We start from the raw sequence: 25,469 nt of genomic DNA, 5'->3' as shown, positions 1-25,469 counted from the left end.
GGACCCACCGCCACCAGGGCTTTTACGGGTGGCGCTACCGCCCGCGATGACGCGGGCAGGCACACGGCGGCCAGGACTGGCTGAGCCCGTAGAGGTCGAACCGGTCACCGGCCACGACATGGACCGGCGCCCGCTCCTCCGTAACCACGCCGTCGCGGCTCGCGGTGTAGACCCGCAGGGTCATCAGGGACTGCCGGGGCGCCTCCGCAGCACCCGGCGGTGTGCGGTCGGCGTTCACCAGACCACCTCGGCGGGCTGCGGCCGGCGCTCGTACGCGGCGTAGTAGGGGCGGACGAGGAGGGACGCGTCGCCGTCCAGCCTTGGTTCGACGGGCCTGCGACGGCGTACCCGGCCCGGCAGCGGCGGCGGGTTCCACGGCCGTACGAGGACCGTGCGGACGGTCACCGGGCCACAGCACGCCGAGGGGGCAGGCGCCCGGTGTCGGCCCGGCGCTCGCCGGATGAGTAAAGCCCGCCCCCATGCGAGGCAACGGGCAATAGGCTGAGGCATGTTGACACTCCTGTGTTTTTGCAGCGTTGACCATGCCCCGGGGCCGTGTGCGCGGTCGCCGGGGCCTCTCGTGCCGTCCGCCCCACCGTCGAGCGGATCATCACGTTCCGTGTTCACATCGTTGCCCTGCGACGTAGCCTGCGAAAGGGAGTAGCTCCTTACTCCTGCAGCCGTAAGGACGGAAGTGAGGCTGTGGCCAAAGAAATTGATCCCTCGGCATCGATGGCGGCGCTCTTCGGAGCCCGTCTCCGCAGACTCCGCCTGAGCGCCGGTCTGACGCAGACCGAGCTGGGCCGTCGGGCAAACACGCACAGCACGCGCATCAACCAAATCGAGCGGACCACAGGCGCCAGACCCACGCTTGAGCTGGCACGCGCCTTGGACGAAGCGGTGGGCGCCGAAGAACTGCTGATTGAACTGTGGCCGTATGTCTATCGGGAGACGTTTCCGGACTGGGCGCGAGCGTTCATGGAACGGTCGGAGCGGGCGGTGGTCATCAGGCAGTTCATGGCGGCCGTCGTACCAGGGCTCCTCCAGACCGACGACTACGCCCGCGACCTCCTGAGACTTGACCGGTCGCTCGAATCCGCTGAGCAACTGGAGGAACGGGTGGCTGCTCGGCTCGGTCGACAGGCCAGGCTGGAGCGGCCCGACGGTCCGGAGCTATGGGCGGTGCTCGACGAGGCGGTGCTCGCGAGGCCTCTAAGCGGTCCAGCCGTCATGCGGGCGCAGTTCGCACGGCTGCTGGCCACCGCAGCCGATCCCCGCATCACGTTGCAGGTTCTGCCGTTCAGAAGCGGTAGGCACGACACGATGGGTGGGTCGCTCACGGTCCTGACCATGCCGGACGGCTCGGAGGCGGCCTACACCGAAGGCGCCGACTACGGTCAACTCATCGAAAATCCGCAGGAAGTGAAGTCGTACAGCGTCGCCTACGATCGGCTTCGAGCTCTGGCCTTGCCGCCAGACATGTCGCTCGACATGATCCGATCCGCGATGGAGGACACCCACGATGAGCGCGTCCCGTCCCGATCTGCGCGCCGCTGTCTGGCGCAAGTCCAGCTACAGCAATCAGGCGGGAGGCGATTGCGTCGAGGTCGCCGACGGCTACCCCGCCCTCGTCCCCGTCCGTGACTCCAAGAACCCCCACGGCCCCGCCCTCCTCATCCCCCACCACGCCTGGGCCGTCTTCATAGCGGGCCTGAAGGGCCGGCACCCCTCAGGCAGGTGACTTACGGCCGTGCCCGGGAACAGATCGTCGTCCCCGGGCACTGACATAGGTATGAGCGACAACAGCGCATTCGGCGACTCCCACGGCTTCCGGACCGAGCATGACTCCATGGGGGAGGTGCAGGTGCCCGCGCAGGCGAAATGGCGGGCGCAGACGCAGCGTGCGGTGGAGAACTTTCCGATCTCGGGGCAGCGGCTGGAGCGGGCGCACATCGAGGCACTGGCCCGTATCAAGGGGGCGGCCGCCCTGGTCAACGGCGAGCTGGGGGTGCTCGACAAGGACATCGCGGAGGTGATCCAGCAGGCCGCCGCCGCCGTCGCGGAGGGGCAGTGGGACGACCACTTCCCCATCGATGTGTTCCAGACGGGGTCCGGGACGTCGTCGAACATGAACACCAACGAGGTCATCGCGACGCTGGCGAGCGAGCGGCTGGGCCGGGAGGTCCACCCGAACGACCACGTCAACGCCAGCCAGTCGTCCAACGATGTCTTCCCGTCCTCGATCCATGTCGCGGCGACCTCCGCGGTCCTCAACGACCTCATCCCGGCGCTGGAGCATCTGGCGGAGTCCCTGGAGCGCAAGGCGGAGGAGTTCAGCGAGGTCGTGAAGTCGGGGCGGACGCATCTGATGGATGCGACGCCGGTGACGCTGGGGCAGGAGTTCGGCGGCTATGCCGCCCAGGTGCGCTACGGCGTCGAGCGGCTGCGGGCGTCGCTGCCGCGGCTGGCCGAACTGCCGCTCGGCGGTACGGCGGTGGGGACCGGGATCAACACTCCGCCCGGGTTCTCGGCCGCGGTGATCGCCGAGGTGGCGCGGGTGACCGGGCTGCCGCTGACGGAGGCGCGCGATCACTTCGAGGCGCAGGGGGCGCGCGACGGGATCGTCGAGACCAGCGGGCAGCTGCGGACGATCGGGGTCGGGCTGACGAAGATCGCCAACGATCTGCGCTGGATGGCGTCCGGGCCGCGCACCGGGCTCGGGGAGATCGCGCTGCCCGATCTGCAGCCGGGCTCGTCGATCATGCCGGGGAAGGTCAACCCGGTGATCCCGGAGGCGGTGCTGATGGTCGCCGCGCAGGTCACCGGCAATGACGCGACGGTGGCGGCGGCCGGGGCGGCCGGCAACTTCGAGCTGAATGTGATGCTGCCGGTGATCGGGAAGAACGTGCTGGAGTCGGTGCGGCTGCTGGCCAATGTCTCCCGGCTGCTGGCGGACCGTACGGTCGACGGGATCACCGCGAACGTGGAACGGGCGCGGGAGTATGCGGAGTCGTCGCCGTCGGTCGTCACTCCGCTCAACAAGTACCTCGGGTACGAGGAGGCGGCGAAGGTCGCCAAGAGGTCCCTCGCCGAGCGGAAGACCATTCGTGACGTGGTCCTGGAGGGCGGTTACGTCGAGCGCGGTGTGCTGAGCGAGGAGCAGCTGGACGAGGCGCTGGACGTGCTGCGGATGACACGGCCCTGAGCCGGGCCCGCCCCTGTTCCAAGGGGTGGTTCCTGTTGCGGCGCGGGTTCCGGGGGCGGCCCGCATTATCACGCCTGTAACGCCCGGTGCGGCTCATGTCACGGCGCGCGTCATGCCGCGCCTCTAAGATCTGCGCATGACAGCGGACATGGTGGACACGACGGAAGGCGAGACGCCCGGCGGACGCGGGACGGCCGGGGCGAGGCGGGCGGCGGACGGTGTGGCGGGAGCGTCACACTGGGCGCCGGGGGACCATGTCCTCTGGCGTTATCGCGACAATGCCGACGCCGGACGGTTCCACATCTGTCGTCCGATGACCGTTGTCCAGGACACCGACGAGCTGCTGGCGGTGTGGATGGCGCCGGGCACGCCCTGTATCAAGCCGGTGCTCGCCGACGGCACACCGGTGCACCGCGAGCCGCTGCCCACCCGCTACACCAAACCGCGCCGGACCGCCCACGACCAGTGGTTCGGCACCGGTGTGCTGAAACTGGCCCGCCCCGGCGACCCCTGGTCGGTGTGGCTGTTCTGGGAACGTGGCTGGCAGTTCAAGAACTGGTACGTCAATCTGGAGGAGCCGCGCCGCCGTTGGGCGGACGGTATTGACTCCGAGGACCACTTTCTCGACATCTGCGTCTACCCGGACCGGCACTGGGAGTGGCGGGACGAGGACGAGTTCGCGCAGGCGCAGCGGGACGGGCTGATGACGGACGCACAGGCCGCCGAGGTCAGGTCGGCGGGCCGGGACGCGATCGCACAGATCACGGCCTGGCGTGAGCCGTACGCCGACGGCTGGGAGGACTGGCGGCCCGATCCGGCCTGGGGGGTCCCCCGGCTCCCGGACAACTGGGACCGCGCACCGGATCGTTTGCGGTCGTGAGGGAGTGAAGTGAAAGACGTGAGTGAAGGAGGCGAACCGTGGAAAGGTGCGCCTATGGGCCCGGCAGTTTTCTGCGGGGCGAGGAGCGGGGCCGAGCCCCCTTGCTGCGCCCCGGGTCTTCAAACGTAGGATCGTCCTCCGCAAGACTGCACAGGCGCAACTCCAGAACGGGAAAACGAACTTGACCGCGGTCGCAGGAGGGGCGAGGTCGTGAGTGCAACTCACTACGACGGATACGAGGGGCTGAACCGGTTAGCACTGGACCGGGCCGGCCAGGCCGAGGCGTTCGACGCGATCGGTGACCGGTACGACGACGCGTTCCCCCACAAGGAGGGCCAGCTCGCCTCGGGCACCTGGTTGGCCGAAACCCTGCCCGCCGGCTCGCGCATCCTGGATCTCGGATGCGGTACGGGCCTGCCGACCGCCCGCCAACTCTCGGACGCCGGGCACCGCGTCGTGGGAATCGATCTCTCCCCCTCGATGGTCGCACTGGCCCGGGAGAACGCCCCGGACGCCGACTTCCACCGGCTGGACATCGCCGATCTGCGCGGCGGCCGGCTCGGCGGCCCCGGCTCCTTCGACGGAATCACCGCTTATTTCTCGCTTCTGATGCTGCCCCGTGCGGAAATCCCTTACGCACTGGGCATGCTCCATGATCTGCTACGCCCCGAGGGGCTGCTGGCCCTGTCCATGGTCGAGGCGGATGTGGACGACTTCACCATTCCGTTCCTGGGCAACTCGATCCGGGTATCGGGTTACCTGCGGGACGACCTGCGCCGGGTCGTGCACGACGCGGGTTTCGACGTCGTCGGGGAGGATGCCTATGCCTACGCCCCGTCGAGTACGGACGTACCACCCGAGATCCAGCTCTTTCTGCACCTGCGACGTGCCTGAGACGCAGCGCGTTGGGCGCGTCCCGCACGGGCGGCGCGCTCGGAACGCGGCGCGTCGGGCGCACAGCCCCGGACGGATGGAATCCCACGCGTGACGGAGCACCCCACCTCCCACGAATCGCGGCGGTCGGCCTCGACCGCCGCGCCCTCGGCGTCCCCTGCTCGGGGACCGGCCGGGACGGCGCCGTTCGGCGCGGTTCCCGACCCGCGCAGCGCACTGCAGCAGCCCGCCGCGGCGGGGTTCACTCCGGTGCCCGGCGCCGGGTTCGCGGTGCGCGGCGGTGACGACATAGGTCTCGCCGGTGTCGCCGTCACGGCCTCGGCCGGTCCGTCGGCCGGCCACCACGATGACGAGCCGGCCGTGGATCACGGCGCGGCGCGGCGGGACCCGTCGGCGGACGCGGACGGCGCTGCCGCGGGCCACACCGACGGGCGCACCAGTGATCACAGCGCCGCTCACAGCGGCGGTCATGCCGCCGCACGGGACGTCTCGATCCCGTACGGGGAGGCGTACGGCGACACGTACGGGGAGGTGGCCATGCCTGCGGGAGGACGGCCGGGCGGGGCGGCGGACGCGGGGCGGGAGACGGCCCGGGCCGGACGGCGGGCTGCGCAGGGCGCGGTGAGCCGTGCCGAGGCGCCGGAGCCGGGCGAGGAGCCGCACCACGGGCAGCGCCCGCGGCACGGCGGCGAGGGCATCGGGCGGCCGCGTGAGGGCGGCGGTCCGGGTGGCGGCGGCCGGTCGCGGTCGCGCGGCGGCGAGCCGGGCGGGACGGTGCCGGGGCAGTCGCCGGCGCCGCACACCGGACGGTCAGCGGGCTCGGGTGACCACAGTGAGACGTCGCGGCCGGCTGCCGGGGAGACCACCGCGGCCCAGGTGCCCGGCCCGGCCGGCCCGCCGCAGGGCCCGCCGTCCGCTCCCCCGGCCCGCTCGGCGCATCCGGGCGAGAGCGGTGAGGTGGCCGCGGCCCGGCAGGCCGGCGGCGACCGGCTGCGCTTCATCGGGGCGGCGACGCGGCGGATCGCCCGCGGGATCGACCTCGACGAGATCGTGCTCGGGCTGTGCCGGGCGACGGTGCCGACGTTCGCCGACGCCATCCTCGTCTATCTGCGTGATCCGCTGCCGGTGGGTGATGAGCGCCCGACCGGCCCGGTGGTGCTGCGGCTGCGCCGTACCGACCGGATCCCGGAGGAGCCGGACACCAACGGCGCCCGGCTGCCGGTGCTGCCCGCGCAGCCCGACCTGGGCCCGGCGATGGGCGGCAGCGCGGCGGAGCTGGCCGAGGTGGAGCCCGGCGGCCCGCTGGCCGAGGTACTGCGGGGCGTACGGCCGCTGTTCGGCGAGGCGCAGGCGGCGCGGACGGCGCTGCCGGAACTGCTGGGTCCGGATCCGCGGCTGCCCGGCGGCCACCGGGTGATCCTGGCGCCGCTGCGCGGCCGTCGGCGGGTGATCGGTGCGGCGGTGTTCCTGCGCCGCCCGGACCGGCCGGCGTTCGAGCCGGACGATCTGCTGGTGGCCGCGCAGTTGGCGACGCACACCGCGCTGGGCGTGGACAAGGCGGTGCTCTACGGCCGGGAGGCGTATATCGCCGATGCGCTGCAGCGCACGATGCTGCCGGACTCGCTGCCGCAGCCGACCGGGGTCCGGCTGGCCAGCCGCTATCTGCCGGCCGCCGAGACGGCCCGGGTGGGCGGTGACTGGTACGACGCGATCCCGCTGCCGGGCAGCCGGGTGGCGCTGGTCGTCGGCGATGTCATGGGGCATTCGATGACCTCGGCCGCGATCATGGGCCAGTTGCGTACGACCGCGCAGACCCTGGCGGGGCTGGATCTGCCGCCGCAGGAGGTGCTGCACCACCTCGACGAGCAGGCGCAGCGGCTGGGTACGGACCGGATGGCGACCTGCATGTACGCGGTGTACGACCCGGTGGCGCACCGGATCACCATCGCCAACGCGGGGCATCCGCCGCCGGTGATGCTGCACCGCGGCGGGCGCGCCGAGGTGCTGCGGGTGCCGTCGGGTGCGCCGATCGGCGTCGGCGGGGTGGACTTCGAGGCGGTGGAGCTGGACGCCCCGGCGGGCGCGACGCTCGTGCTGTACACCGACGGTCTGGTCGAGTCGCGGATCCGGGACGTATGGACCGGTATCGAGCAGCTGCGGGAGCGGCTGGCGGAGACGGCCCGGCTGACGGGTCCCAATCCGCCGCCGCTGGAGCCGCTGTGCGACGAGGTGCTGGACATGCTGGGGCCCGGCGACCGCGATGACGACATCGCGCTGCTGGCGGCCCGGTTCGACGGGATCGCGCCGAGCGATGTCGCGTACTGGTATCTGGACCCGAAGGCGCAGACGGCCGGGCAGGCCCGCCGGCTGGCCCGGCGGGCGCTGGCGCGCTGGGGCCTGGACGAGCTCACCGACCAGCTGGAGCTGCTGGTCAGCGAGGTGGTGACGAACGCGGTGCGGTATGCGGAGCGGCCGATCACGCTGCGGTTGCTGCGAACGGACGTACTGCGCTGCGAGGTCGGGGACGACGTTCCGCAGCTGCCGCGGCTGCGCCAGGCCCGGCCGTCGGACGAGGGCGGGCGCGGCCTCTATCTCGTCAACCGGATGGCGCGGCGCTGGGGCGCGACCCGTCTGAGCATGGGAAAGGTCGTCTGGTTCGAGCTGACGATGCCTCCGGGAGCCCCGCTCCGCTGACGCCCGGGCGGTCGCCCGGCCGCCGCATCCCACATATTGGACCCCGTCTGGGATCGGACGGGGTCCAACTTTTGCCGACGTGCCGTCGGGGTAGTTGACTGCTTGGGTGGATGTAAGGGACTGACCGCCCCAATTCGGGACTGACCGACCCCTACTCCCAGTCGTCGAAACAGGAGGCACTCCTCCATGTCCAGCACCGCGCAAAACGTCCCGCGCACGACGAACAACGCCGGCATTCCGGTGGAGAGCGACGAGCACTCACTCACTGTGAGTCCGGACGGCCCCATCCTGCTCCAGGACCACTACCTCATCGAGAAAATGGCCCAGTTCAACCGCGAACGGGTCCCCGAGCGGGTGGTGCACGCCAAGGGCGCCGGCGCCTACGGCTTCTTCCAAGTCACCAATGACGTCAGCCAGTTCACCACGGCGGATCTCTTCCAGCCGGGCAAGACCACCGAGATGCTGGCCCGCTTCTCGACCGTCGCGGGTGAGCAGGGCTCCCCCGACACCTGGCGCGACCCCCGTGGTTTCGCCCTGAAGTTCTACACCGAGGACGGCAACTACGACCTGGTGGGGAACAACACCCCGGTCTTCTTCGTCCGGGACACGATCAAGTTCCAGGACTTCATCCGCTCGCAGAAGCGCCGCCCGGACAACGGGATGCGCGACAACGACATGCAGTGGGACTTCTGGACGCTGTCGCCGGAGTCCGCCCACCAGGTCACCTGGCTGATGGGCGACCGCGGCATTCCCAAGACCTACCGCCACATGAACGGCTACGGCTCGCACACCTACATGTGGGTCAATGCCGGCGGCGAAAAGTTCTGGATCAAGTACCACTTCAAGACCGACCAGGGCATCGACTTCCTCACCCAGGAGGACGCGGACCGGATCGCCGGCGAGGACGGCGACTACCACCGCCGCGATCTGTTCGAGGCCATCGACGGCGGCAATGCTCCGTCGTGGACGCTGTATGTGCAGGTCATGCCGTTCGCGGACGCCCCGGACTACCGGTTCAACCCGTTCGATCTGACCAAGGTGTGGCCGCACGGCGACTACCCGCTGATCGAGGTCGGGCGGATGACGCTCAACAAGAACCCGGAGGACTACTTCGTCCACATCGAGCAGGCGGCGTTCGAACCGTCCAACATGGTGCCGGGCATCGGCCCGTCGCCGGACAAGATGCTGCTGGGCCGGCTGTTCTCCTACGCGGACACCCACCGCTACCGCATCGGCCCGAACTATGCGCAGTTGCCGCCCAACCGGCCGCACGTCCCCGTCCACTCGTACGCGAAGGACGGCCCGATGCGGTACGAGCCGGCCCGCACGGCCCGGCCCTACGCGCCGAACAGCTACGGCGGCCCGGCGGCGGACACCCTGCGCTACGGGGAGCCCGCGGGCTGGGAGACCGGCGGCAAGATGGTGCGCGAGGCCTACACGCTGCGCCGGGACGACGACGACTTCGGCCAGCCGGGCACGATGGTCCGCCAGGTCCTCGACGACGCGGCCCGCGACCGGCTCGTCAGCAATGTGTCCGGCCATCTCCTGAACGGCGTCAGCCGTCCGGTGCTGGACCGCGCGCTCCAGTACTGGCGCAACATCGACAAGAACGTGGGCGACCGGATCGCCCACAAGGTGAACGGCGGCTGAGGCGCCACCGCTCCGCACAAGCACCGCGGCCCCCGCCGGAGAGGCGGGGGCCGCGGTGCGGTGCGCTCGCAGCGGCGTCAGTGGAAGCCGGGCAGGCTGTCGGCGCTGTTGCCGCCGGCGCCGTTCCCATTGCCGCCGGTCGGGTTGCCGTCACCGCCGGCGCCGCCGTCCACCCCGCCGTTCGGCGAGCCGGAGTCGGACGGGAGGGGCGGGCTCGGCCGTCCGCTCTGGGACGGCGAGGGAGACCCGCTCGGCGTCGAGGGGGTCGGCGACGGCGAATCGCTCGGCGTCTGGGACGGGGTCGGGCTGGGCGACGTCGAGTGGCTCGGGGTCGGGGTGGGGGTCGGGGGCACCCCGGCGCCGAGGTCCGTGTCCAGCTCGAAGTCCGCGCCGGTGTTGCCGCCCAGCGCCGACTCGGTGTAGTCCGCCCACACCCGGGCCGGGTAGCCGCCGCCGTTGACCCGGCCGTCGCCACCGGTGCCCTTGAGGGTGACCTGCCGGCCGCCCTGAGGGGACTCGCCGAACATGCCGACGGCGGTGACCAACTTGGGCGTGTAGCCCACGAACCACGCCGACTTGTCGTCGTCGGAGGTGCCGGTCTTACCGGCCGCCTTGTAGGCGGTGTTCTTCACGGCTTGTGAGGCGGTGCCGTCGTTGACCACACCCGTCAGGACGGAGGTGACGGTGTCGGCGGTCTTGGGGCTGAGCACCTGGTCACCGATCGGGTTCTTCAGCGGGACCTTGGTGTCGACCCCGTTGATGCTGTGCGAGGCCCGGGTGACCAGCGTCGGGGTGACCTTCTTGCCGTGGTTGTCGAGGGTGGCGTAGGCCCCGGCCATCTGGAGCGGGCTGGCGCCCATGGTGCCCAGGGTCATGGCGGGCTTGACGTCCATCGTGTCGGACATGCCGAGGCTGACCGCGGTCTTCTTGACCGCGTCCAGGCCGGCGTCCGCGCCCATCTGCGCGAAGACCGCGTTGACGGAGTTGTTGGTCGCCGTCTGGACGCTGATCTTCCCGTACTCGCGCTCGTCCTCGTTGGGCGGCGCGAAGGCGATGTTGCCGCCGACGACCGGACGGCGGTTACGGCCGTCGTAGATCGTGTTCGGGGTGATCGGCACGCGGTCCTGGGTGGCCGCGTTGTTCTCCATCGCCGAGGCCAGGATCAGCGGCTTGAAGGTGGAGGCTGCCTGGTAGTCGGTGCGGGTGGCGTTGTTCCGGTAGTGCTTCGGCGGGCCCTCGCCGCCGTACATCGCCACGATGTGGCCGGTCTTGGGGTCCACCGAGGTGGCCCCGAGCTGGGCGTCCCCGTCCACCTTGCGCTTCTTGGCGTCGAGGTCGTCGAGCAGCTTGCGCTTGACGGACTTCTCCAGCGCCTTCTGCTTGTTCTTGTCGATGCCGAGGGTGACCGTCCAGCCGCCGGCCGAGAACTGCTTCTCGTCGACGCCCTGGGCGAAGAGCTCCTGCTTGGCCTGCTCGATGAGGTAGCTGTTCTGACCGCTCACACCGGGCGGCGGCTTGGGGGCCTTCGGCCTGTTGAACGTCTGCTTGCGGCGGTCCTCGGCGGAGAGCCACTTCATCTCGACCATGTTGTCGAGGGTGTAGGCCCAGCGCTCCTGGACCCGCTTCCGCCCGGAGGGGGTCGCGCTGGTCCAGTCGTACTGGCTCGGCGCCTGGAGCAGCGAGGCCAGGTAGGCGCCCTGCGAGACGGTGAGCTTCTCGACGTCGACGCCGTAGTAGGCCTGTGCGGCGGCCTGGATGCCGTAGGCGCCGCGGCCGTAGTAGCTGGTGTTGATGTAGCCGGCGAGGATGTCGTCCTTGCTGAACTTGTTGTCCACCTTGAGCGAGATGACGATCTCCTGGAGCTTGCGGGAAACCGTCTGCTCCTGGCTCAGGTAGTAGTTCTTGACGTACTGCTGGGTGATCGTCGAACCACCCTGCTTGCCGTGGCCCATCAGCGTGTTGAAGATGCCGCGCATCGTGCCCATCAGGTCGACGCCGGAGTCGTGGAAGAAGTTCTTGTTCTCGGCGGCGACGAAGGTGCGCTGGACGTCCTTGGGTATGCGGTTGAGCGGGACGTTCTCGCGGTTGCGCAGACCGGTACGCGCCATGACCTTGCCATTGGCGTACTTGTAGACGTTGCTCTGCAGCTTGGCTTCGTTGTTGCCCTTGGGGATGTCCACGTACAGATACAGGCCGATGAAGCCGAGGATGCCCAGCAGGCACACCCCGAGGAATGCTCCGAGGAGCTTCTTCCAGGTGAAGAAGCGGCGTATGCCGGACTTCTTGTCTTTCGGTTTGGCTCGGCGGGCGCTCTTCTGCCGCGCCCGTCTCGCTTCCGCTCGGCCCATCGCTACAGCAACTCCAGTCGTTCCGCCCCCAGCAACTCAGCTGTTGAAGCTAACACCGCATCTGTCAACAAATACTCATCGATCAAGGCTTTTCCTGACGTGACAAACAGCACCCGGCACGACGGAACCAGGGGGTGGGTTTTGCGCGTCGCCACGGCCTCGCCTGGGGACTTACCGCAGGCCGGCCCCTGTACGACCCCTGGACACCGGGCGGGTCCGAGGCTTAAAGTGCTATCACTTTGCTAGACCAGTGACATCACGCAGTGCGGCCGACATCACGTGCCGCACTTGGAGAAACGGGGATTCCATGTCCGATCAGACACCGGCCGACCGCGCCGCCGGCCCCGACGGTGACCTCGCCGTCGACGCTCCCGAGATGCCCCGTCCGCAGGTCCGCGAGTTCTCGGCGCACAGCATTCCGGGCGGCGTGGCCCTGCTGCTGACCGTGCTCGGCGTCGCACTGGGCATCGCCGTGATCAGCGTCGGCGGCATACTCGGCTCCGGCGGCAACGACGCGGTCGCCGCGCCGATGGTCATCGTCGGCGTCCTGCTGCTGCTCGGCTCGTTCTTCTGCATGACCGGCGTCAAGATGGTCGCGCCCGGCGAGGCCCGGGTCATCCAGCTCTTCGGGCGCTATGCCGGCACCATCCGCACCGACGGGCTGCGCTGGGTCAACCCGCTCACCACCGCCCGGAAGATCTCCACCCGGGTGCGCAATCACGAGACCGCGGTCCTCAAGGTCAACGACGCCTACGGCAACCCGATCGAGCTGGCCTCGATCGTGGTCTGGCAGGTCGAGGACACCGCACAGGCACTCTTCGAGGTCGACGACTTCCTGGAGTTCGTCGCCACCCAGACCGAGGCGGCCGTCCGGCACATCGCCATCGAGTACCCCTATGACGCGCACGACGAGGACGCCCTGTCGCTGCGCGGCAACGCCGAGGAGATCACCGAGAAGCTCGCCCTCGAACTGACCGCACGGGTCCGGGCCGCCGGCGTACGGATCATCGAGTCCCGCTTCAGCCACCTCGCCTACGCCCCGGAGATCGCCTCCGCGATGCTGCAGCGGCAGCAGGCCGGCGCGGTGGTCGCGGCCCGCCAGCAGATCGTCGAGGGCGCGGTCGGCATGGTCGAGCAGGCGCTGGACCGGATCAGCCAGCAGGGCATCGTCGAGCTGGACGAGGAGCGGAAGGCGGCCATGGTCAGCAATCTGATGGTGGTGCTGTGCGGCGACCGGGCCGCCCAGCCGGTCCTGAACACGGGCTCCCTCTACCAGTGAGCGGGCGAACCACGAAGAGGCGCGCGCCGAGCGGCGGCGGGGCCGGGCGAAGCGAGGCTCCGGCATGAGCACCGACCACCCCGAGGGGCCCGACGCCGAGAGCGGGCGGGCCCCCGCGCGACGGCCGCAGCAGCGCAAGCAGGTACTGCTGCGGCTGGACCCGTTGATCCATGACGCGCTGGCACGGTGGGCCGACGACGAGCTGCGCAGCGCCAATGCACAGATCGAGTTCCTGCTGCGCAAGGCGCTGTCGGAGGCGGGGCGGCTACCCCGCGGGACGGGGGCGATTCCGCGGCGCGGGCGGCCGCCCAAGGAACGGAAGGACGACTAGGCACCCGGTCTATACGGCACGCGTATACACCGGCAGGACACCCACGAGTAAGGTGACCGGCATGTCAATCGGTCACACGCTGCTGGGCCTCCTGGAGTCCGGTCCCCGCCATGGCTACGACCTCAAGCGGGCCTTCGACGAACGCTTCGGCCAGGACCGGCCGCTGCACTACGGGCAGGTCTACTCCACGATGTCCCGGCTGCTGAAGAACGGCCTGGTCGAGGTGGACGCCGTGGAGGCCGGCGCCGGCCCGGAACGCAAGCGGTATGCGATCACGGACGCCGGGGTCACCGATGTCGCCCAGTGGCTGGCCCGGCCGGAGAAGCCCGAGCCGTACCTCCAGTCGACGCTCTACACCAAGATCGTCCTGGCCCTGATGACCGGCCGCGACGCCGCCGAGCTGCTGGACGCCCAGCGCGCCGAACATCTGCGGCTGATGCGCGGACTGACCGAGCGCAAGCGCACCGGCGACCTCGCCGACCAGCTGATCTGCGACCACGCGCTCTTCCATCTCGAAGCCGATCTGCGCTGGCTGGAGCTGACCGCCGCCCGGCTCGACAAGCTGGCGGAAGCGGTCCGCGGATGACGCCGGAGGGATCCCTGCTCGCGGCGGAGGGGCTGTACAAGACCTACGGGGTGACACCGGCGCTGGACGGCGCGGAGTTCTCCCTCCACCCGGGTGAGGTCGTGGCCGTCATGGGCCCCTCCGGCTCCGGCAAATCGACCCTGCTGCACTGCCTCGCGGGGATCATCCGTCCGGACGCCGGCACCGTCCGCTACGGCCCGCACACCCTGACCGCACTGAGCGACGGCCGGCGCAGCGCCCTGCGCCGTACCGACTTCGGCTTCGTCTTCCAGTTCGGCCAGCTGGTACCGGAGTTGACCGCTCTGGAGAATGTCGCGCTGCCGCTGCGGCTGAACGGCACCAAGCGCAAGGAGGCCGAGCGGCAGGCCCGCGAGTGGCTGGAGCGGCTGGAGGTCGAGAAGGTGCACGGCCAGCGGCCCGGCGAGATATCCGGCGGCCAGAGCCAGCGGATCGCGGTCGCCCGCGCCCTCGTCACCCGGCCGCGGGTCATCTTCGCGGACGAGCCGACCGGTGCCCTGGACTCGCTGAACGGCGAACGTGTACTGACCCTGCTGACCGACGCCGCCCGGGACACCAACGCCGCGGTCGTCCTGGTCACCCACGAGGCCCGGGTCGCCGCCTACTCCGACCGGGAGATCGTGGTCCGCGACGGCAAAGTGAAGGACATGCTGGCGGGCCTGCTATGAGCCTGCCGCGCCCGCACACCGGCAGCGGCCACGCCGGCGACCGCGCGCCCGCACCCCGCGACCCGCTCGCCGCACCGCGCACCGGCCCCGCGGCCTGGGCCCGGGACCTCGTGATGGGGATGCGGTTCGCGGCCGGCGGCGGCCGCGAGGGCTGGATCCGTACGGCGCTGACCGCCGCCGGCGTCGCCCTGGGCGTGGCCGTCCTGCTGCTCTGCTCGTCCGTACCGCCCCTGCTGGACTCCTGGCACGGCCGGGAGAAGGCCCGGGAGAACCTGGGCCGGCTGCACCCTCCGCCGCGCTCCGGCCGCACCATGCTCTACACCTCGGCCGACACCACCTTCCGCGGTGCGCCGATCCGCGGCCGCCTGGTGCGCCCGGACGGCGCGCATCCGCCCGTACCTCCCGGCATCGGCCAACTCCCCGGCCCCGGACGGATGCTGGTCTCCCCGGCGCTCAAGGAGCTGCTGGGCTCCCCGCAGGGTGCGCTGCTGCGCGACCGGCTGCACTACAAAGTGGCCGGTGTGATCGGCGACGACGGTCTGCGCGGGCCGCAGGAGCTCACCTACCTCGCGCAGAGCGCCACCCTCGCCGAGGCCGACGGCTATCGCATCGACCACTTCGGCAAGGACTGGGAGCCACCGCCGATGCGGGCGCCCGTCGTGCTCCTCCTGGTCATGACGTGTGTGACGCTGATGATGCCGGTGATGGTCTTCATCGGCACGTCCGTACGGTTCGGCAATGAGCGCCGCGAGCGCCGGCTGGCCGCGCTCCGGCTGGTCGGTGCCGATGTCGGTACGACCCGCCGGATCGCCTCCGGTGAGGCGCTGTTCGGTTCGCTGCTGGGGCTGGTGGGAGGCGGCGCGCTGTTTCTGGGCGGCCGGCAGTTCACCTCGGCGGTCACGCTGTGGGACGTCAATGTCTTCCCCTCGGACGTGACCCCCGCCCCGCTCGCCGCCGCCCTGATCGCCGTGCTGGTGCCGACGGCGGCGGTCCTGGTGACGCTGTTCGCACAGCGCGGCATCACCATCGAGCCGCTGGGCATCGTCCGCAACCGCCCCGCGCTCCGCCGCCGGCTGTGGTGGCGGGTGGCGCTGCCCGCCGTGGGCACCCTGCTGCTGGTGCCGCTGGCCTGGGAACGGCCCTGGAGCGACACCCCGCTCAACACCGTCCGGCTCGCGACCGGCTCGATGCTGCTGCTGTTCGGCGTCACCGTCCTGCTGCCCTGGCTGGTGGACGCGGTGGTCGGCCGACTGCGCGGCGGCCCGGTTCCCTGGCAACTGGCCGTCCGCCGACTGCAGTTGAACAGCAGCTCGGCCACCCGTGCGGTCAGCGGCATCACCGTCGCGGTGGCCGGTGCCATCGCGATCCATATGCTCATGACGGGTATGCAGACCGGATACGCCCAGGCGTACGCGGAGTCCGGCAAGCTCCCGCGGATCGGCCTGTGGGGCAACGCCCACGGCTGGCCGCACACCCAGCGGGCGCTCACCGCGCTGCGTGCCACCCCCGGGGTGACGGCGGTCCGCGGCACGATCGACGCGAACATCGGCCGGCTGCCGGCCGCCGGACAGTCCGCGTCCGGCGCACCGCCCTCGACGCTCGCCGTCGGCAGCTGCGCCGAGCTGCGCCGTCTGGCCCGTCTGGACTCCTGCCGGGACGGCGAGGTGTTCCTCACCGATGCCACGGACCGGGACGCCGCCCTCGCACCCGGCGCGAGGATCAGCCTCAACACCCCGTACACCGACGAAGATCCGCAGACCCCGCACCCCTGGACGATCCCCACGGCGGCCCGCGTCGCCCGGCTCCTCGACCGCGAACGCGACCCCGACCACGTCTCGTACGACCTGCTGGCCACGCCCTCCGCGATCGACACCGGCCGGCTCAGCCACCCCACCACGGAGTTCAAGCTCGACTTCGATCGCGGCACCCCGGACGCCGTGGAGTACATCCGCAACACCGTGGCCCGTATCGACCCGACGATGAACGAGTTCTCCGCCATCGACAATCCGCATGACGCGCAGTACACCAGCGTCCGTGACGGCCTGTTCGCCGGCGCCGTCCTCACCCTGCTGCTGATCGGCTCGGGCCTGATCATCTCCACCGTCGAGCAGCTCTCCGAGCGCCGCCGGCTGCTGTCCACCCTCGATGCGTACGGCGCCCGCCGCGCCACCCTGGGCTGGTCGGTGCTGTGGCAGACCGCCCTCCCCGTCACGCTCGGGCTGGGCCTGGCGCTGGGCTGCGGGCTGGCGCTGGGGGCGCTGCTGCTGACGATGATCGACAACCCCGTGAGGGTCGACTGGCCGGTGGTGGCGGGGATGACCGGTATCGGCGGCGGCATGATCCTCTTCGTGACGCTGCTGAGCCTGCCGCCGCTGTGGCGGATGATGCGGCCGGATGGGCTGCGTACGGAATGAATCTGCGAGATCATTTCGCCACAGCAGTGCCCATCAACTGCCCAAGGGGGACCCTTCATGCGCCGACTCGTCTACTGCATCGCTTCCACCCTCGACGGCTTCCTCGCCGGCCCTGACGGCGCGGACCCCACCGGCCCGGACGGCTTCTGGCCGATCGCCGACGACTACCTCAAGCATCTGGCCGCCGAACTCCCCGAGATCCTGCCCGTCCAGGCCAGGTCGGCGCTCGGCATCACCGACGAGGGAACGCACTTCGACACCGTCCTGGAAGGCCGGCGCACCTACGACATCGGCCTCCGGGCCGGCATCCCCGACGCCTACCCGCACCTGCGGCACCTCGTCTTCTCCCGGACCATGACGCAGAGCCCGGACCCGGCGGTGGAGCTGGTGGCCACCGACCCGGTCGCAAAGGCCCGCGAGCTGAAGTCCGCGGACGGCAAGGACATCTGGCTGCTGGGCGGCAGCGAACTGGCCGGTGTGCTCTACCCGGAGATCGACCAGCTGATCGTCAAGCTCAGCCCGCTCACCCTCGGCACCGGCATCCCGCTCTTCTCCCGCGACACCGCCTTCGACCCCCGCGCCTGGGAGCTGACCGAGCACACGGTCCTCCAGAGCGGCGCGGCCTTCCTGACGTACGACCGGGCCGGCACGGCCTGAGAACTGCCGGAGCGCCGCAGGGCCGGCGCCTTCGCGCACGGGTGGACCCGGCCCTGCGCGGAGCGCGCCGGGCGCAGTCCCGGTGACGGCGCGCCGCCCCTCATCCCCCCAGCATCCGCACCGGCAACCCCCGCAACGCCTTGCGCAGTGCCCCCGCGAACTCCTCGAACTCCCCCTGGCGTGCGGCGCCCGTCCGCATGGCGAGGGCGATCCGTCGCGAGGGTGCCGGATCGGCGAAGTAGCCGGTCGTGAGCTGGTCGTTGCGGCCGGTTTCGACCCGTAGCGCGGTGCGTGGCAGCAGCGTCACGCCGAGCCCGCCGGCCACCAGTTGCACCAGGGTGGACAGGCCCGCCGCGCTGGTCGTCACGGGGGTGTTCTCGTCCCGGCCGGCCTCCCGGCAGATGTCCAGGGCCTGGTCGCGGAGACAGTGGCCCTCGTCGAGCAGCAGCAGGTCCAGTTCCTGGAGCGCCTGGCGCGGGATGTCGCCGCGGCCGCCGAGCCAGTGCTCCTTGGGGGCGACCAGGACGAAGTCCTCGTCGAAGAGCGGGAGTTCGGTGATCTGGGGGACGCCGAGCGGCACGGCGAGCAGAAGCAGGTCGAGGCGTCCGTGGGACAGGCCGTCCAGGAGGGAGGCGGTCTGTTCCTCGTGCACCTGGAGGTCCAGGTCGGGGTAGGTCCCATGGACCAGCCGCAGGACGGCGGGCAGCAGATACGGGGCGACGGTCGGGATGACGCCGAGCCGCAGCACGCCCGTGAACGGCGCGCGGGCCGCCTCCGCCTCCTCCATCAGATCGCCGACGGCCTCCAGGACCGTGCGGGCCCGTGCGGCCACCCGCTCCCCCGCGGGCGACAGCAGCACCTTGCGCGTCGTACGCTCCAGCAGCTGCACTCCGAGGGTCTCCTCCAGCGCGGAGACCGCCCCGGACAGCGCGGGCTGGCTCATACCGATCTCGGCCGCCGCCTCGCGGAAATGCAGATACTCGGCCACCGCCGCGAACGCCCGCAGCTGGGCCAGGCTGGGCTGGCGTGGCCGGCCGCCCTGATGCGCCGGTGAAGCCACTGATAACCACCTCCGATCAACATCAACCAGTCTAGCTATTTCCCTGATCAATGTCCCCTGTGGCACTGTGTAACCCGTCCAAGCCTCACGGAAAGACCTCAAAAGGGACTTTCCGCGCAACAAGGAGAGTACGTGCTCACTGTCGGAGACAAGTTCCCCGAGTTCGACCTGACCGCCTGCGTCTCGCTGGAGCAGGGCCAGGAGTTCGAGCAGATCAACCACAAGACCTACGAGGGCAAGTGGAAGATCGTGTTCGCGTGGCCCAAGGACTTCACCTTCGTGTGCCCCACCGAGATCGCCGCCTTCGGCAAGCTGAACGACGAGTTCGCCGACCGTGACGCCCAGGTCCTCGGCTTCTCCGGCGACTCCGAGTTCGTGCACCACGCCTGGCGCAAGGACCACCCGGACCTGACCGACCTGCCCTTCCCGATGCTCGCCGACTCGAAGCGCGAGCTCATGCGCGACCTGGGCATCGAGGGCGAGGACGGCTTCGCGCAGCGCGCCGTCTTCATCGTCGACCAGAACAACGAGATCCAGTTCACCATGGTGACCGCCGGTTCCGTCGGCCGTAACCCCAAGGAGGTCCTGCGGGTCCTCGACGCCCTGCAGACCGACGAGCTGTGCCCCTGCAACTGGTCCAAGGGCGACGAGACCCTCGACCCGGTCGCGCTCCTCTCGGGCGAGTGAATCTCAGCTAGCGAACTGGAGGCTGATCTGACATGGCTCTCGACGAACTGAAGTCCGCCGTACCGGACTACGCCAAGGACCTGAAGCTGAACCTCGGCTCGGTCATCGGCAACAGCGACCTCCCGCAGCAGCAGCTGTGGGGCACCGTGCTGGCCTGCGCGATCGCCTCGCGCTCGCCGAAGGTGCTGCGCGAGCTGGAGCCGGAGGCGAAGGCGAACCTCTCCCCCGAGGCGTACACCGCCGCCAAGTCGGCCGCCGCCATCATGGCGATGAACAACGTCTTCTACCGGACCCGGCACCTGCTGTCGGACCCGGAGTACGGCAACCTGCGCGCCGGTCTGCGGATGAACGTCATCGGCAACCCGGGCGTGGACAAGGTCGACTTCGAGCTGTGGTCGCTGGCCGTCTCGGCCATCAACGGCTGCGGCATGTGCCTGGACTCGCACGAGCAGGTGCTCCGTAAGGCCGGCGTGGACCGCGAGACGATCCAGGAGGCCGTCAAGATCGCGTCCGTCCTGCAGGCCGTCGGCGCCACCCTCGACGCCGAGGCCGCGCTCGCCGAGTAAGCACGGCACGCGCGACGCACACCGACAGAACCCCGCAGACATGACGTCTGCGGGGTTCTGTGCGTCCAGGGGCCGGTGGGACTACGCCGGGGGCTCCTCGGGCCGGCGCGACACCGGGGGCGGGGTCGGCGCCACCGAGATCGCGGTGGCGCCGCGTGGGGCCACCGACATCCGTACCGCCTGTTCCCGGGAGTACGAACGCAGGTAGCCGACCACCGTGTTGGTGACCGCCACCAGAGGCACCGCGACGACCGCACCGCCGATGCCCGCGATCAGCCCGCCCGCGGCGACCGACAGGATCACCGCGAGCGGATGGACCCGTACCGCCCGGCCCAGGATGAACGGCTGCAGGACATGGCCCTCGATCTGCTGGACGGCCAGCACGACCGCCAGCACCATCAGGGCCGTGAACACGCCATTGGCGACCAGCGCGATGACACACGCCAGCGCGCCCGAGACCACCGCGCCGATCAGCGGGATGAAGGCGAACAGGAAGATGAAGACGGCGAGCGGCACGGCCAGCGGCACATTGAGGAAGTACAGGCCGATACCGATGAAGATGGCATCGATCAGGGCGACGACCACCGTGCCGCGGACATAGGCGGTCAGCGTCCGCCAGGCCCGCGGCCCGGCGCCCGCCACGCCCTCGCGTGCCGCGCTCGGGACCAGCTTGAGCAGCCAGTTCCAGATCCGCGGGCCGTCGTAGAGCAGGAAGAGCGTGGTGAACATCGCCAGCAGGATGCCGGTGAACACTTCGAGGACGACGGTGACGCCCTCCAGGCCGGCCGAGGTGATGGCCTCGGTGTTGGCGCCGATCGCGTCCTGCAGGTTCTTGGCGATGTGGTTGATCTGAGACTCGGTCACATGGAACGGGCTCTTCAGCAGCCAGCCCTTGAGCTCGGTGATGCCCTCCTGGATGCGGCTGGAGACCGAGTCGATGTTGTCCTGGACCTGCCACGCCACGAACCAGCCGACCAGGCCCATGATGACGAACCCGCCGATGAAGGTCAGCGCGGTGGCCGCCCCGCGCGGCAGCCCGCGCTGACGCAGCCAGCCCACGGTGGGCTGCAGCAGCGCGGTGATCAGCGTCGCCGCGATGAAGGAGAGCACCACCAGTTCGATGGTGGTGATGACGCGCGCGAGGACCCACAGCGTGGCGGCCAGCACCAGCAGCCGCCAGCCCGCCTCGGCGGCGACCCGAACTCCCCACGGCACCGCGGCGACCGGGTCCGGGCGGGCCGCGACCGCGGGGGCGTAGGACGGTGGCGGGGGGACGTTCTCCGGCGGTACGGCTTCGGGGGACGGTGAGACAAGCTCCGTCGCGGGGTGCGGCACCCCGTCCTTCGCCTCCGGCAGCTGCGTACGGGGGACGGTGAGCGTGCTCAGCGCACCGTCGCGCGCCGGGGAGTCGTCGGCCACGGGGGCGTCCGCGTGCCCGGCACGCCTCAGCTCTTCCGGGTCGACGGCCACTGCGGCGGCCTCCGCGCGGCGGCGCTGTTCCTCCAGCCGCTGCGAGAGCCGCGTCAGACCGGTGCCGAGGCCACCGACCCACTGAGGCAATCTGGACATGTTCCTTCCTCTTCCCCTCCCACGCGCCACAATCTGACGGGCATGACGTTACCTGCGCCGGACGCACGAAACCCCCGACGCTGCCGCGTTCGGGGGTTTCGGAAGTGCGGTGGTACTGCCGGCGGGCCTAGTACCAGCTGTTGGCCTGCCAGAACGACCAGGCACCACAGGGGCTGCCGTAGCGGTCGTTCATGTAGTTCAGCCCCCACTTGATCTGGGTGGCCGGGTTGGTCTGCCAGTCGGAGCCCGCCGAGGACATCTTGGAGCCGGGCAGCGCCTGCACGAGCCCGTAGGCGCCCGAGCCGGCGTTGGTGGCCTTGTAGTTCCAGCCGGACTCGTGGTCCACGATGTTGCTGAAGCACTGGAACTGGTCGCCGGCCATCATCTGCCGCGCGATGGCCTGCGTCTCGGAAATGGAGTACGAGCTCTTACCGAGGAGGTCGCCCACGTCGCGCGACGAGGAGCGGGACGCGGCCAGCTCCTTCTTCTTGCGCGCGTCGGCTTCCTTCTTGGCCTTCGCCTCGTCCGCCGCGTCCTTCTTGCTCTTCGCGGTCTCAGCAGCAGCCTTACGGGCCGACTCCTGAGCGGACTTCAGCGCTGCCGTGTCCGCCTGGGTGGACTGGTCGTCCGCCTGCTGTGTCAGGGAAGCCGTCTGCACCTGGGCCTGTGCGCCCGCGGGAATGTCGGCGATCGTCGCGTCGGCAGCGGTGGCCTCGGTGTTGCCGACCGAGGCGGGCTCGTTGCCTGCAGCGACGCCGACCACGGCGCCGACGGTGGTGACCGCGGTGGCGGATGCCACGGCGAATCCCCGGACCGAGATCCGGCTCACACGATTTCCTTCCAGCATCGCCCACATAGGTGACCTCGCGGGCGCAATCGTGCCCCTGACGCTGGTCTCCCCTTGTTCCGGGCCCTGTTGAAGGGGTCCGACTGGTCACGGGAGGCACTGGCCCGGTACGTCCCCCTCGGGGTCCGCGTGGTGCTCGGGCGGCATACGGCGCATCGCTATGAAGTTCGTTGGTTCTGCACACCGCTGGGGGTGCTTGATGCCGTATGCGGGGCCTGACAGGACCCAGACTCTGCCCGACCGGGACGCCGGGAGGCAATTCCCCACTGGGTGTGAAAGCTCACACCTCGTTTACGGCAAATGATTTTCGGATATCCACTCGCAGCACTGCGCCGCCCGGCTAAGCTCCTTCGCTTTTGCCGGGCGGCGCTGTGTTCACAACCGGTCAGATCCTGCCGTCCTCCAGCAATTCGGTCACCAGTGCCGCGATCGGCGAACGCTCCGAGCGGTTCAGCGTGACGTGAGCGAACAGCGGATGTCCCTTCAGCTTCTCGACGACCGCGACCACTCCGTCGTACCGCCCGACCCGGAGGTTGTCGCGCTGCGCGACGTCGTGGGTCAGCACGACTCGGGAGTTGGCGCCGATACGGGACAGAACCGTCAAAAGGACGTTGCGCTCCAGGGACTGGGCCTCGTCCACGATGACGAACGCGTCATGCAGCGAACGCCCGCGGATATGGGTCAGCGGCAGCACCTCCAACATGCCGCGCCCCACCACCTCTTCGATGACGTCCTTGCTGGTCACCGCGGACAGCGTGTCGAAGACGGCCTGGGCCCAGGGGCTCATTTTCTCCGCCTCGCTGCCCGGCAGATAGCCCAGCTCCTGCCCGCCGACGGCGTACAGCGGGCGGAACACCATCACCTTGCGGTGCTGCCGGCGCTCCAATACGGCCTCCAGGCCCGCACACAGCGCCAGCGCCGACTTGCCCGTACCGGCCCGGCCGCCCATCGAGACGATGCCGACGTCCGGGTCCAGCAGCAGATCCAGCGCGATCCGCTGCTCGGCGCTGCGGCCGTGGACCCCGAACGCCTCCCGGTCGCCCCGCACCAGCCGGACCGCACCCTCCGCGGTGACCCGGCCGAGCGCCTTGCCGCGATCGGACTGCAGCACAAGTCCGGTATGCACCGGAAGTTCGGAGACTTCCGGTACGTCGGCGGTCTCGGCGGCGAACAGGTCGTCGATCTGTTCGGCGGAGACGGTCAGCTCGGCCATCCCCGTCCAGCCGGAGTCGGTGATCGCCAGCTCGGCGCGGTACTCCTCGGCCAGCAGCCCGACCGAGGACGCCTTGATACGCAGCGGCAGATCCTTGGAGACGACCGTGACGTCGTACCCCTCGGCCTGCAGATTGCGTGCCACGGCGAGGATCCGCGAGTCGTTGTCACCGAGCCGGAAGCCCGCGGGCAGGATTCCGGGGTCGGAGTGGTTCAGCTCGACCCGGAGTGTCCCGCCGAGATCCCCGATGGGGATGGGCGCGTCCAGCCGCCCGAACTGCACCCGGTACTCGTCCAGCAGACGCAGCGCCTGCCGCGCGAAGTAGCCGAGCTCGGGGTGGTGCCTCTTGGCCTCCAGTTCCGTGACCACGACGACCGGCAGCACGACTTCGTGCTCGTCGAAGCGGGCCATGGCGCCTGGATCCGCCAGCAGCACACTGGTGTCAACGACATAAGTGCGCCGGTCGTGCTCACGGCGCTGCTTGATGTTCACCACGGGTGGACGAACCCCCTCGGATGAGGTTGGGGTGCGACGGCGTCGCGGGGCGGTGTTCTCCCGGGGCCACCGCTCGTCCAGCTACCGCTGGGCGGCGTCCCCGAGAACCCCGGCCATCTAGTGACCGGACCGGGCTCGGACCACAATGCGCGGGCCGAGCACCGGCCCTCCGCGTCGACCGTGCGGTGCGCACGGACCTCCGTGATGTGCAAAGGGCCTCCCGGGCGGACGGCCCCATGCCGTCCGCTGAGATGCGGCGCCTGATGGCTTGTTCCGGACGCCGACCTGGAAGGGATATTCCCTCGAACCCGCGTAGCCATGCCACGGCATATGACGCATGGTCGGTGAACCTTGGGTTACACGTGCTCGCCGGGCGCCGTCGACGCAAAGGTGATACCCGAGAGGAAGCTGCGTCAGAAGAGGCCCCGCCAGCGGTGCATGGGACCGGCGGGGCCTGGTGACGCCCTGTGACATCGGGGCGTCAAGGACATCAGGGATGTAGCGGACGCATGGGGTGCAAAAGCAACTCGCCTGGCGGAACGAAGCGGAGGGCCCAGAGCCTGTCCGGCCCCGCCCGTCGGGCGCTCCCTAGAAGCCGTAGCGCCGGTGCCGGGCGGCGTAGTCGCGCAGGGCACGCAGGAAGTCGACCTTCCGGAACGCCGGCCAGAAAACTTCGCAGAAGTAGTACTCCGAATGGGCGCTCTGCCACAGCATGAAGCCCGACAGCCGCTGCTCGCCGCTCGTACGGATCACCAGATCCGGGTCGGGCTGGCCGCGGGTGTAGAGGTGTTCGGAGATCAGATCGATGTCGACGATCTCGGCGAGCTCCTCGAAGGAGGTGCCGCGCTCGGCGTGGTCCAGCAGCAGCGAGCGCACCGCATCAGCGATCTCCTGCCGGCCGCCGTAGCCGATCGCGACATTCACCAGCACACCGGTGTTGTCACGGGTGGCCTGCTCGGACCCCTTGAGCACCTCCTGGGTGGCGGGGGGCAGCAGATCGCGGTTGCCGACGTGGTGCACCCGCCAGCGGCCGTCGGCGGCCAGATCGCGGACGGTGTTCTCGATGATGCCCAGCAGCGGCTTCAGCTCCGCCTCGGGCCGGTCGAGGTTGTCCGTCGACAGCAGCCAGAGCGTGACCACCTCGACGTCGGTCTCCTCACACCAGCCGAGCAGCTCACTGATCTTGGCCGCGCCGGCCTGGTGGCCCTGCTCGGTCGTGCGCCCGTCGGCCCGCGCCCAGCGCCGGTTGCCGTCCAGGATGACGCCGATGTGCTTGGGCACCTGGGTGTGATCCAGGCGACCCTCCACCCTGCGCGCGTACAGCCGGTAGACCAGATTGCGCAGTGCAGGCGGATAAGGGATGCGCATCCCGGAAGATCGCAGCATGTGTGGTCCAGCCCCTCCGTGC

Annotated in this window: 22 protein-coding genes and 1 pseudogene; 15 read left to right on the top strand and 8 right to left on the bottom strand. The window is 70.2% G+C overall.

What is annotated here, in order from left to right:
• Positions 1-34: 34 nt before the first annotated feature.
• Both ACGFWI_RS17430 and ACGFWI_RS17425 read right to left on the bottom strand, forming a co-directional pair.
• Positions 35-238 carry a hypothetical protein gene (locus tag ACGFWI_RS17430; protein ID WP_393906816.1) on the bottom strand — a complete coding sequence of 68 codons (204 nt, stop codon included), beginning with the start codon at positions 236-238 and terminating at the stop codon, positions 35-37.
• Complete coding sequence (locus ACGFWI_RS17425) at positions 235-405, bottom strand: hypothetical protein (protein WP_393906815.1); 171 nt, start codon at positions 403-405, stop codon at positions 235-237. The genes ACGFWI_RS17430 and ACGFWI_RS17425 overlap by 4 nt, the downstream gene beginning before the upstream one ends.
• 327 nt (positions 406-732) lie before the next feature.
• Between ACGFWI_RS17425 and ACGFWI_RS17420 the strand changes: the two genes are divergently transcribed.
• The 7 genes and pseudogenes from ACGFWI_RS17420 to ACGFWI_RS17390 all read left to right on the top strand — a co-directional run bounded on the left by ACGFWI_RS17420 (position 733) and on the right by ACGFWI_RS17390 (position 9,323).
• Positions 733-1,644: a Scr1 family TA system antitoxin-like transcriptional regulator gene (locus tag ACGFWI_RS17420; protein ID WP_393906915.1), complete on the top strand. Its 912-nt coding sequence runs from the start codon at positions 733-735 to the stop codon at positions 1,642-1,644.
• Positions 1,613-1,741 (top strand): annotated as a pseudogene (locus ACGFWI_RS17415) (DUF397 domain-containing protein); the annotation flags it as partial. The gene ACGFWI_RS17420 and the pseudogene ACGFWI_RS17415, both read left to right, overlap by 32 nt.
• A gap of 51 nt (positions 1,742-1,792) precedes the next feature.
• Positions 1,793-3,205, top strand: a complete 1,413-nt coding sequence (locus tag ACGFWI_RS17410; RefSeq protein WP_393906814.1) for a class II fumarate hydratase — start codon at positions 1,793-1,795, stop codon at positions 3,203-3,205.
• A gap of 136 nt (positions 3,206-3,341) precedes the next feature.
• Positions 3,342-4,085, top strand: coding sequence for a DUF402 domain-containing protein (locus tag ACGFWI_RS17405; RefSeq protein ID WP_393906813.1), 744 nt, complete (start codon positions 3,342-3,344; stop codon positions 4,083-4,085).
• 210 nt (positions 4,086-4,295) lie between these two features.
• Positions 4,296-4,979, top strand: a complete 684-nt coding sequence (locus tag ACGFWI_RS17400; RefSeq protein ID WP_393906812.1) for a class I SAM-dependent DNA methyltransferase — start codon at positions 4,296-4,298, stop codon at positions 4,977-4,979.
• A gap of 90 nt (positions 4,980-5,069) precedes the next feature.
• Positions 5,070-7,673, top strand: coding sequence for a SpoIIE family protein phosphatase (locus ACGFWI_RS17395; protein ID WP_393906811.1), 2,604 nt, complete (start codon positions 5,070-5,072; stop codon positions 7,671-7,673).
• A gap of 186 nt (positions 7,674-7,859) precedes the next feature.
• Complete coding sequence (locus ACGFWI_RS17390) at positions 7,860-9,323, top strand: catalase (protein WP_393906810.1); 1,464 nt, start codon at positions 7,860-7,862, stop codon at positions 9,321-9,323.
• Between the two features lie 77 nt (positions 9,324-9,400).
• Here ACGFWI_RS17390 and ACGFWI_RS17385 read toward each other — a convergent pair whose 3' ends face one another.
• Positions 9,401-11,671 carry a transglycosylase domain-containing protein gene (locus tag ACGFWI_RS17385; protein WP_393906809.1) on the bottom strand — a complete coding sequence of 757 codons (2,271 nt, stop codon included), beginning with the start codon at positions 11,669-11,671 and terminating at the stop codon, positions 9,401-9,403.
• A 307-nt stretch (positions 11,672-11,978) separates the two neighbouring features.
• Here ACGFWI_RS17385 and ACGFWI_RS17380 point away from each other — a divergent pair, with 307 nt between their 5' ends.
• The 6 genes from ACGFWI_RS17380 to ACGFWI_RS17355 all read left to right on the top strand — a co-directional run bounded on the left by ACGFWI_RS17380 (position 11,979) and on the right by ACGFWI_RS17355 (position 17,624).
• Entirely contained in the window at positions 11,979-12,950 is a 972-nt protein-coding gene (locus ACGFWI_RS17380; protein ID WP_393906808.1) for an SPFH domain-containing protein, read from the top strand.
• 64 nt (positions 12,951-13,014) lie between these two features.
• Entirely contained in the window at positions 13,015-13,281 is a 267-nt protein-coding gene (locus ACGFWI_RS17375) for a hypothetical protein (RefSeq protein WP_393906807.1), read from the top strand.
• Between the two features lie 61 nt (positions 13,282-13,342).
• On the top strand, positions 13,343-13,867 hold the full coding sequence (locus ACGFWI_RS17370) for a PadR family transcriptional regulator (protein WP_393906806.1): 525 nt from the start codon (positions 13,343-13,345) through the stop codon (positions 13,865-13,867).
• Entirely contained in the window at positions 13,864-14,553 is a 690-nt protein-coding gene (locus ACGFWI_RS17365) for an ABC transporter ATP-binding protein (RefSeq protein ID WP_393906805.1), read from the top strand. Before ACGFWI_RS17370 ends, ACGFWI_RS17365 begins: the two co-directional genes overlap by 4 nt.
• The gene (locus ACGFWI_RS17360) at positions 14,550-16,967 is read left to right on the top strand and encodes an FtsX-like permease family protein (protein WP_393906804.1); all 2,418 of its coding nucleotides are present in this window, start codon (positions 14,550-14,552) and stop codon (positions 16,965-16,967) included. The genes ACGFWI_RS17365 and ACGFWI_RS17360 overlap by 4 nt, the downstream gene beginning before the upstream one ends.
• Before the next feature lie 57 nt (positions 16,968-17,024).
• Positions 17,025-17,624: a dihydrofolate reductase family protein gene (locus tag ACGFWI_RS17355; RefSeq protein ID WP_393906803.1), complete on the top strand. Its 600-nt coding sequence runs from the start codon at positions 17,025-17,027 to the stop codon at positions 17,622-17,624.
• A 100-nt stretch (positions 17,625-17,724) separates the two neighbouring features.
• Here ACGFWI_RS17355 and ACGFWI_RS17350 read toward each other — a convergent pair whose 3' ends face one another.
• Positions 17,725-18,684, bottom strand: a complete 960-nt coding sequence (locus ACGFWI_RS17350; protein ID WP_393906802.1) for a LysR substrate-binding domain-containing protein — start codon at positions 18,682-18,684, stop codon at positions 17,725-17,727.
• A 132-nt stretch (positions 18,685-18,816) separates the two neighbouring features.
• On the opposite strand from ACGFWI_RS17350, the gene ACGFWI_RS17345 reads away from it, so the two are divergent.
• Together ACGFWI_RS17345 and ACGFWI_RS17340 are read left to right on the top strand one after the other, a co-directional pair.
• A complete protein-coding gene (locus ACGFWI_RS17345) occupies positions 18,817-19,371 on the top strand; it encodes a peroxiredoxin (protein WP_393906801.1) in 555 nt (184 codons plus the stop codon).
• Positions 19,372-19,403: 32 nt separating this feature from the next.
• Positions 19,404-19,937: an alkyl hydroperoxide reductase gene (locus ACGFWI_RS17340; RefSeq protein ID WP_244418910.1), complete on the top strand. Its 534-nt coding sequence runs from the start codon at positions 19,404-19,406 to the stop codon at positions 19,935-19,937.
• An 81-nt stretch (positions 19,938-20,018) separates the two neighbouring features.
• Here the strand turns inward: ACGFWI_RS17340 and ACGFWI_RS17335 are convergent, their stop codons facing one another.
• The 4 genes from ACGFWI_RS17335 to ACGFWI_RS17320 all read right to left on the bottom strand — a co-directional run bounded on the left by ACGFWI_RS17335 (position 20,019) and on the right by ACGFWI_RS17320 (position 25,429).
• Entirely contained in the window at positions 20,019-21,506 is a 1,488-nt protein-coding gene (locus ACGFWI_RS17335) for an AI-2E family transporter (RefSeq protein WP_393906800.1), read from the bottom strand.
• Between the two features lie 127 nt (positions 21,507-21,633).
• Entirely contained in the window at positions 21,634-22,335 is a 702-nt protein-coding gene (locus ACGFWI_RS17330; RefSeq protein ID WP_393906799.1) for a transglycosylase SLT domain-containing protein, read from the bottom strand.
• A gap of 403 nt (positions 22,336-22,738) precedes the next feature.
• A complete protein-coding gene (locus ACGFWI_RS17325) occupies positions 22,739-24,061 on the bottom strand; it encodes a PhoH family protein (protein WP_393906798.1) in 1,323 nt (440 codons plus the stop codon).
• Between the two features lie 588 nt (positions 24,062-24,649).
• Positions 24,650-25,429: an isoprenyl transferase gene (locus ACGFWI_RS17320; RefSeq protein WP_393906914.1), complete on the bottom strand. Its 780-nt coding sequence runs from the start codon at positions 25,427-25,429 to the stop codon at positions 24,650-24,652.
• Positions 25,430-25,469 lie beyond the last annotated feature (40 nt).

Source organism: Streptomyces sp. NPDC048434 (genome assembly GCF_043200375.1).
Taxonomy (GTDB): domain Bacteria; phylum Actinomycetota; class Actinomycetes; order Streptomycetales; family Streptomycetaceae; genus Streptomyces.
The sequence above is the reverse complement of the archived record's forward strand: the minus strand, read 5'-3'. Positions and strand labels throughout refer to the sequence as shown.

Bases quoted from the DNA above. Each gene is read 5' to 3' on its own strand.
- ACGFWI_RS17420 (WP_393906915.1), top strand. From the start codon at position 733: ATGGCGGCGCTCTTCGGAGCCCGTCTCCGCAGACTCCGCCTGAGCGCC.
- ACGFWI_RS17410 (WP_393906814.1), top strand. From the start codon at position 1,793: ATGAGCGACAACAGCGCATTCGGCGACTCCCACGGCTTCCGGACCGAG.
- ACGFWI_RS17405 (WP_393906813.1), top strand. From the start codon at position 3,342: ATGACAGCGGACATGGTGGACACGACGGAAGGCGAGACGCCCGGCGGA.
- ACGFWI_RS17390 (WP_393906810.1), top strand. From the start codon at position 7,860: ATGTCCAGCACCGCGCAAAACGTCCCGCGCACGACGAACAACGCCGGC.
- ACGFWI_RS17385 (WP_393906809.1), bottom strand. From the start codon at position 11,671: ATGGGCCGAGCGGAAGCGAGACGGGCGCGGCAGAAGAGCGCCCGCCGA.
- ACGFWI_RS17380 (WP_393906808.1), top strand. From the start codon at position 11,979: ATGTCCGATCAGACACCGGCCGACCGCGCCGCCGGCCCCGACGGTGAC.
- ACGFWI_RS17375 (WP_393906807.1), top strand. From the start codon at position 13,015: ATGAGCACCGACCACCCCGAGGGGCCCGACGCCGAGAGCGGGCGGGCC.
- ACGFWI_RS17370 (WP_393906806.1), top strand. From the start codon at position 13,343: ATGTCAATCGGTCACACGCTGCTGGGCCTCCTGGAGTCCGGTCCCCGC.
- ACGFWI_RS17365 (WP_393906805.1), top strand. From the start codon at position 13,864: ATGACGCCGGAGGGATCCCTGCTCGCGGCGGAGGGGCTGTACAAGACC.
- ACGFWI_RS17360 (WP_393906804.1), top strand. From the start codon at position 14,550: ATGAGCCTGCCGCGCCCGCACACCGGCAGCGGCCACGCCGGCGACCGC.
- ACGFWI_RS17355 (WP_393906803.1), top strand. From the start codon at position 17,025: ATGCGCCGACTCGTCTACTGCATCGCTTCCACCCTCGACGGCTTCCTC.
- ACGFWI_RS17340 (WP_244418910.1), top strand. From the start codon at position 19,404: ATGGCTCTCGACGAACTGAAGTCCGCCGTACCGGACTACGCCAAGGAC.
- ACGFWI_RS17335 (WP_393906800.1), bottom strand. From the start codon at position 21,506: ATGTCCAGATTGCCTCAGTGGGTCGGTGGCCTCGGCACCGGTCTGACG.
- ACGFWI_RS17320 (WP_393906914.1), bottom strand. From the start codon at position 25,429: ATGCGCATCCCTTATCCGCCTGCACTGCGCAATCTGGTCTACCGGCTG.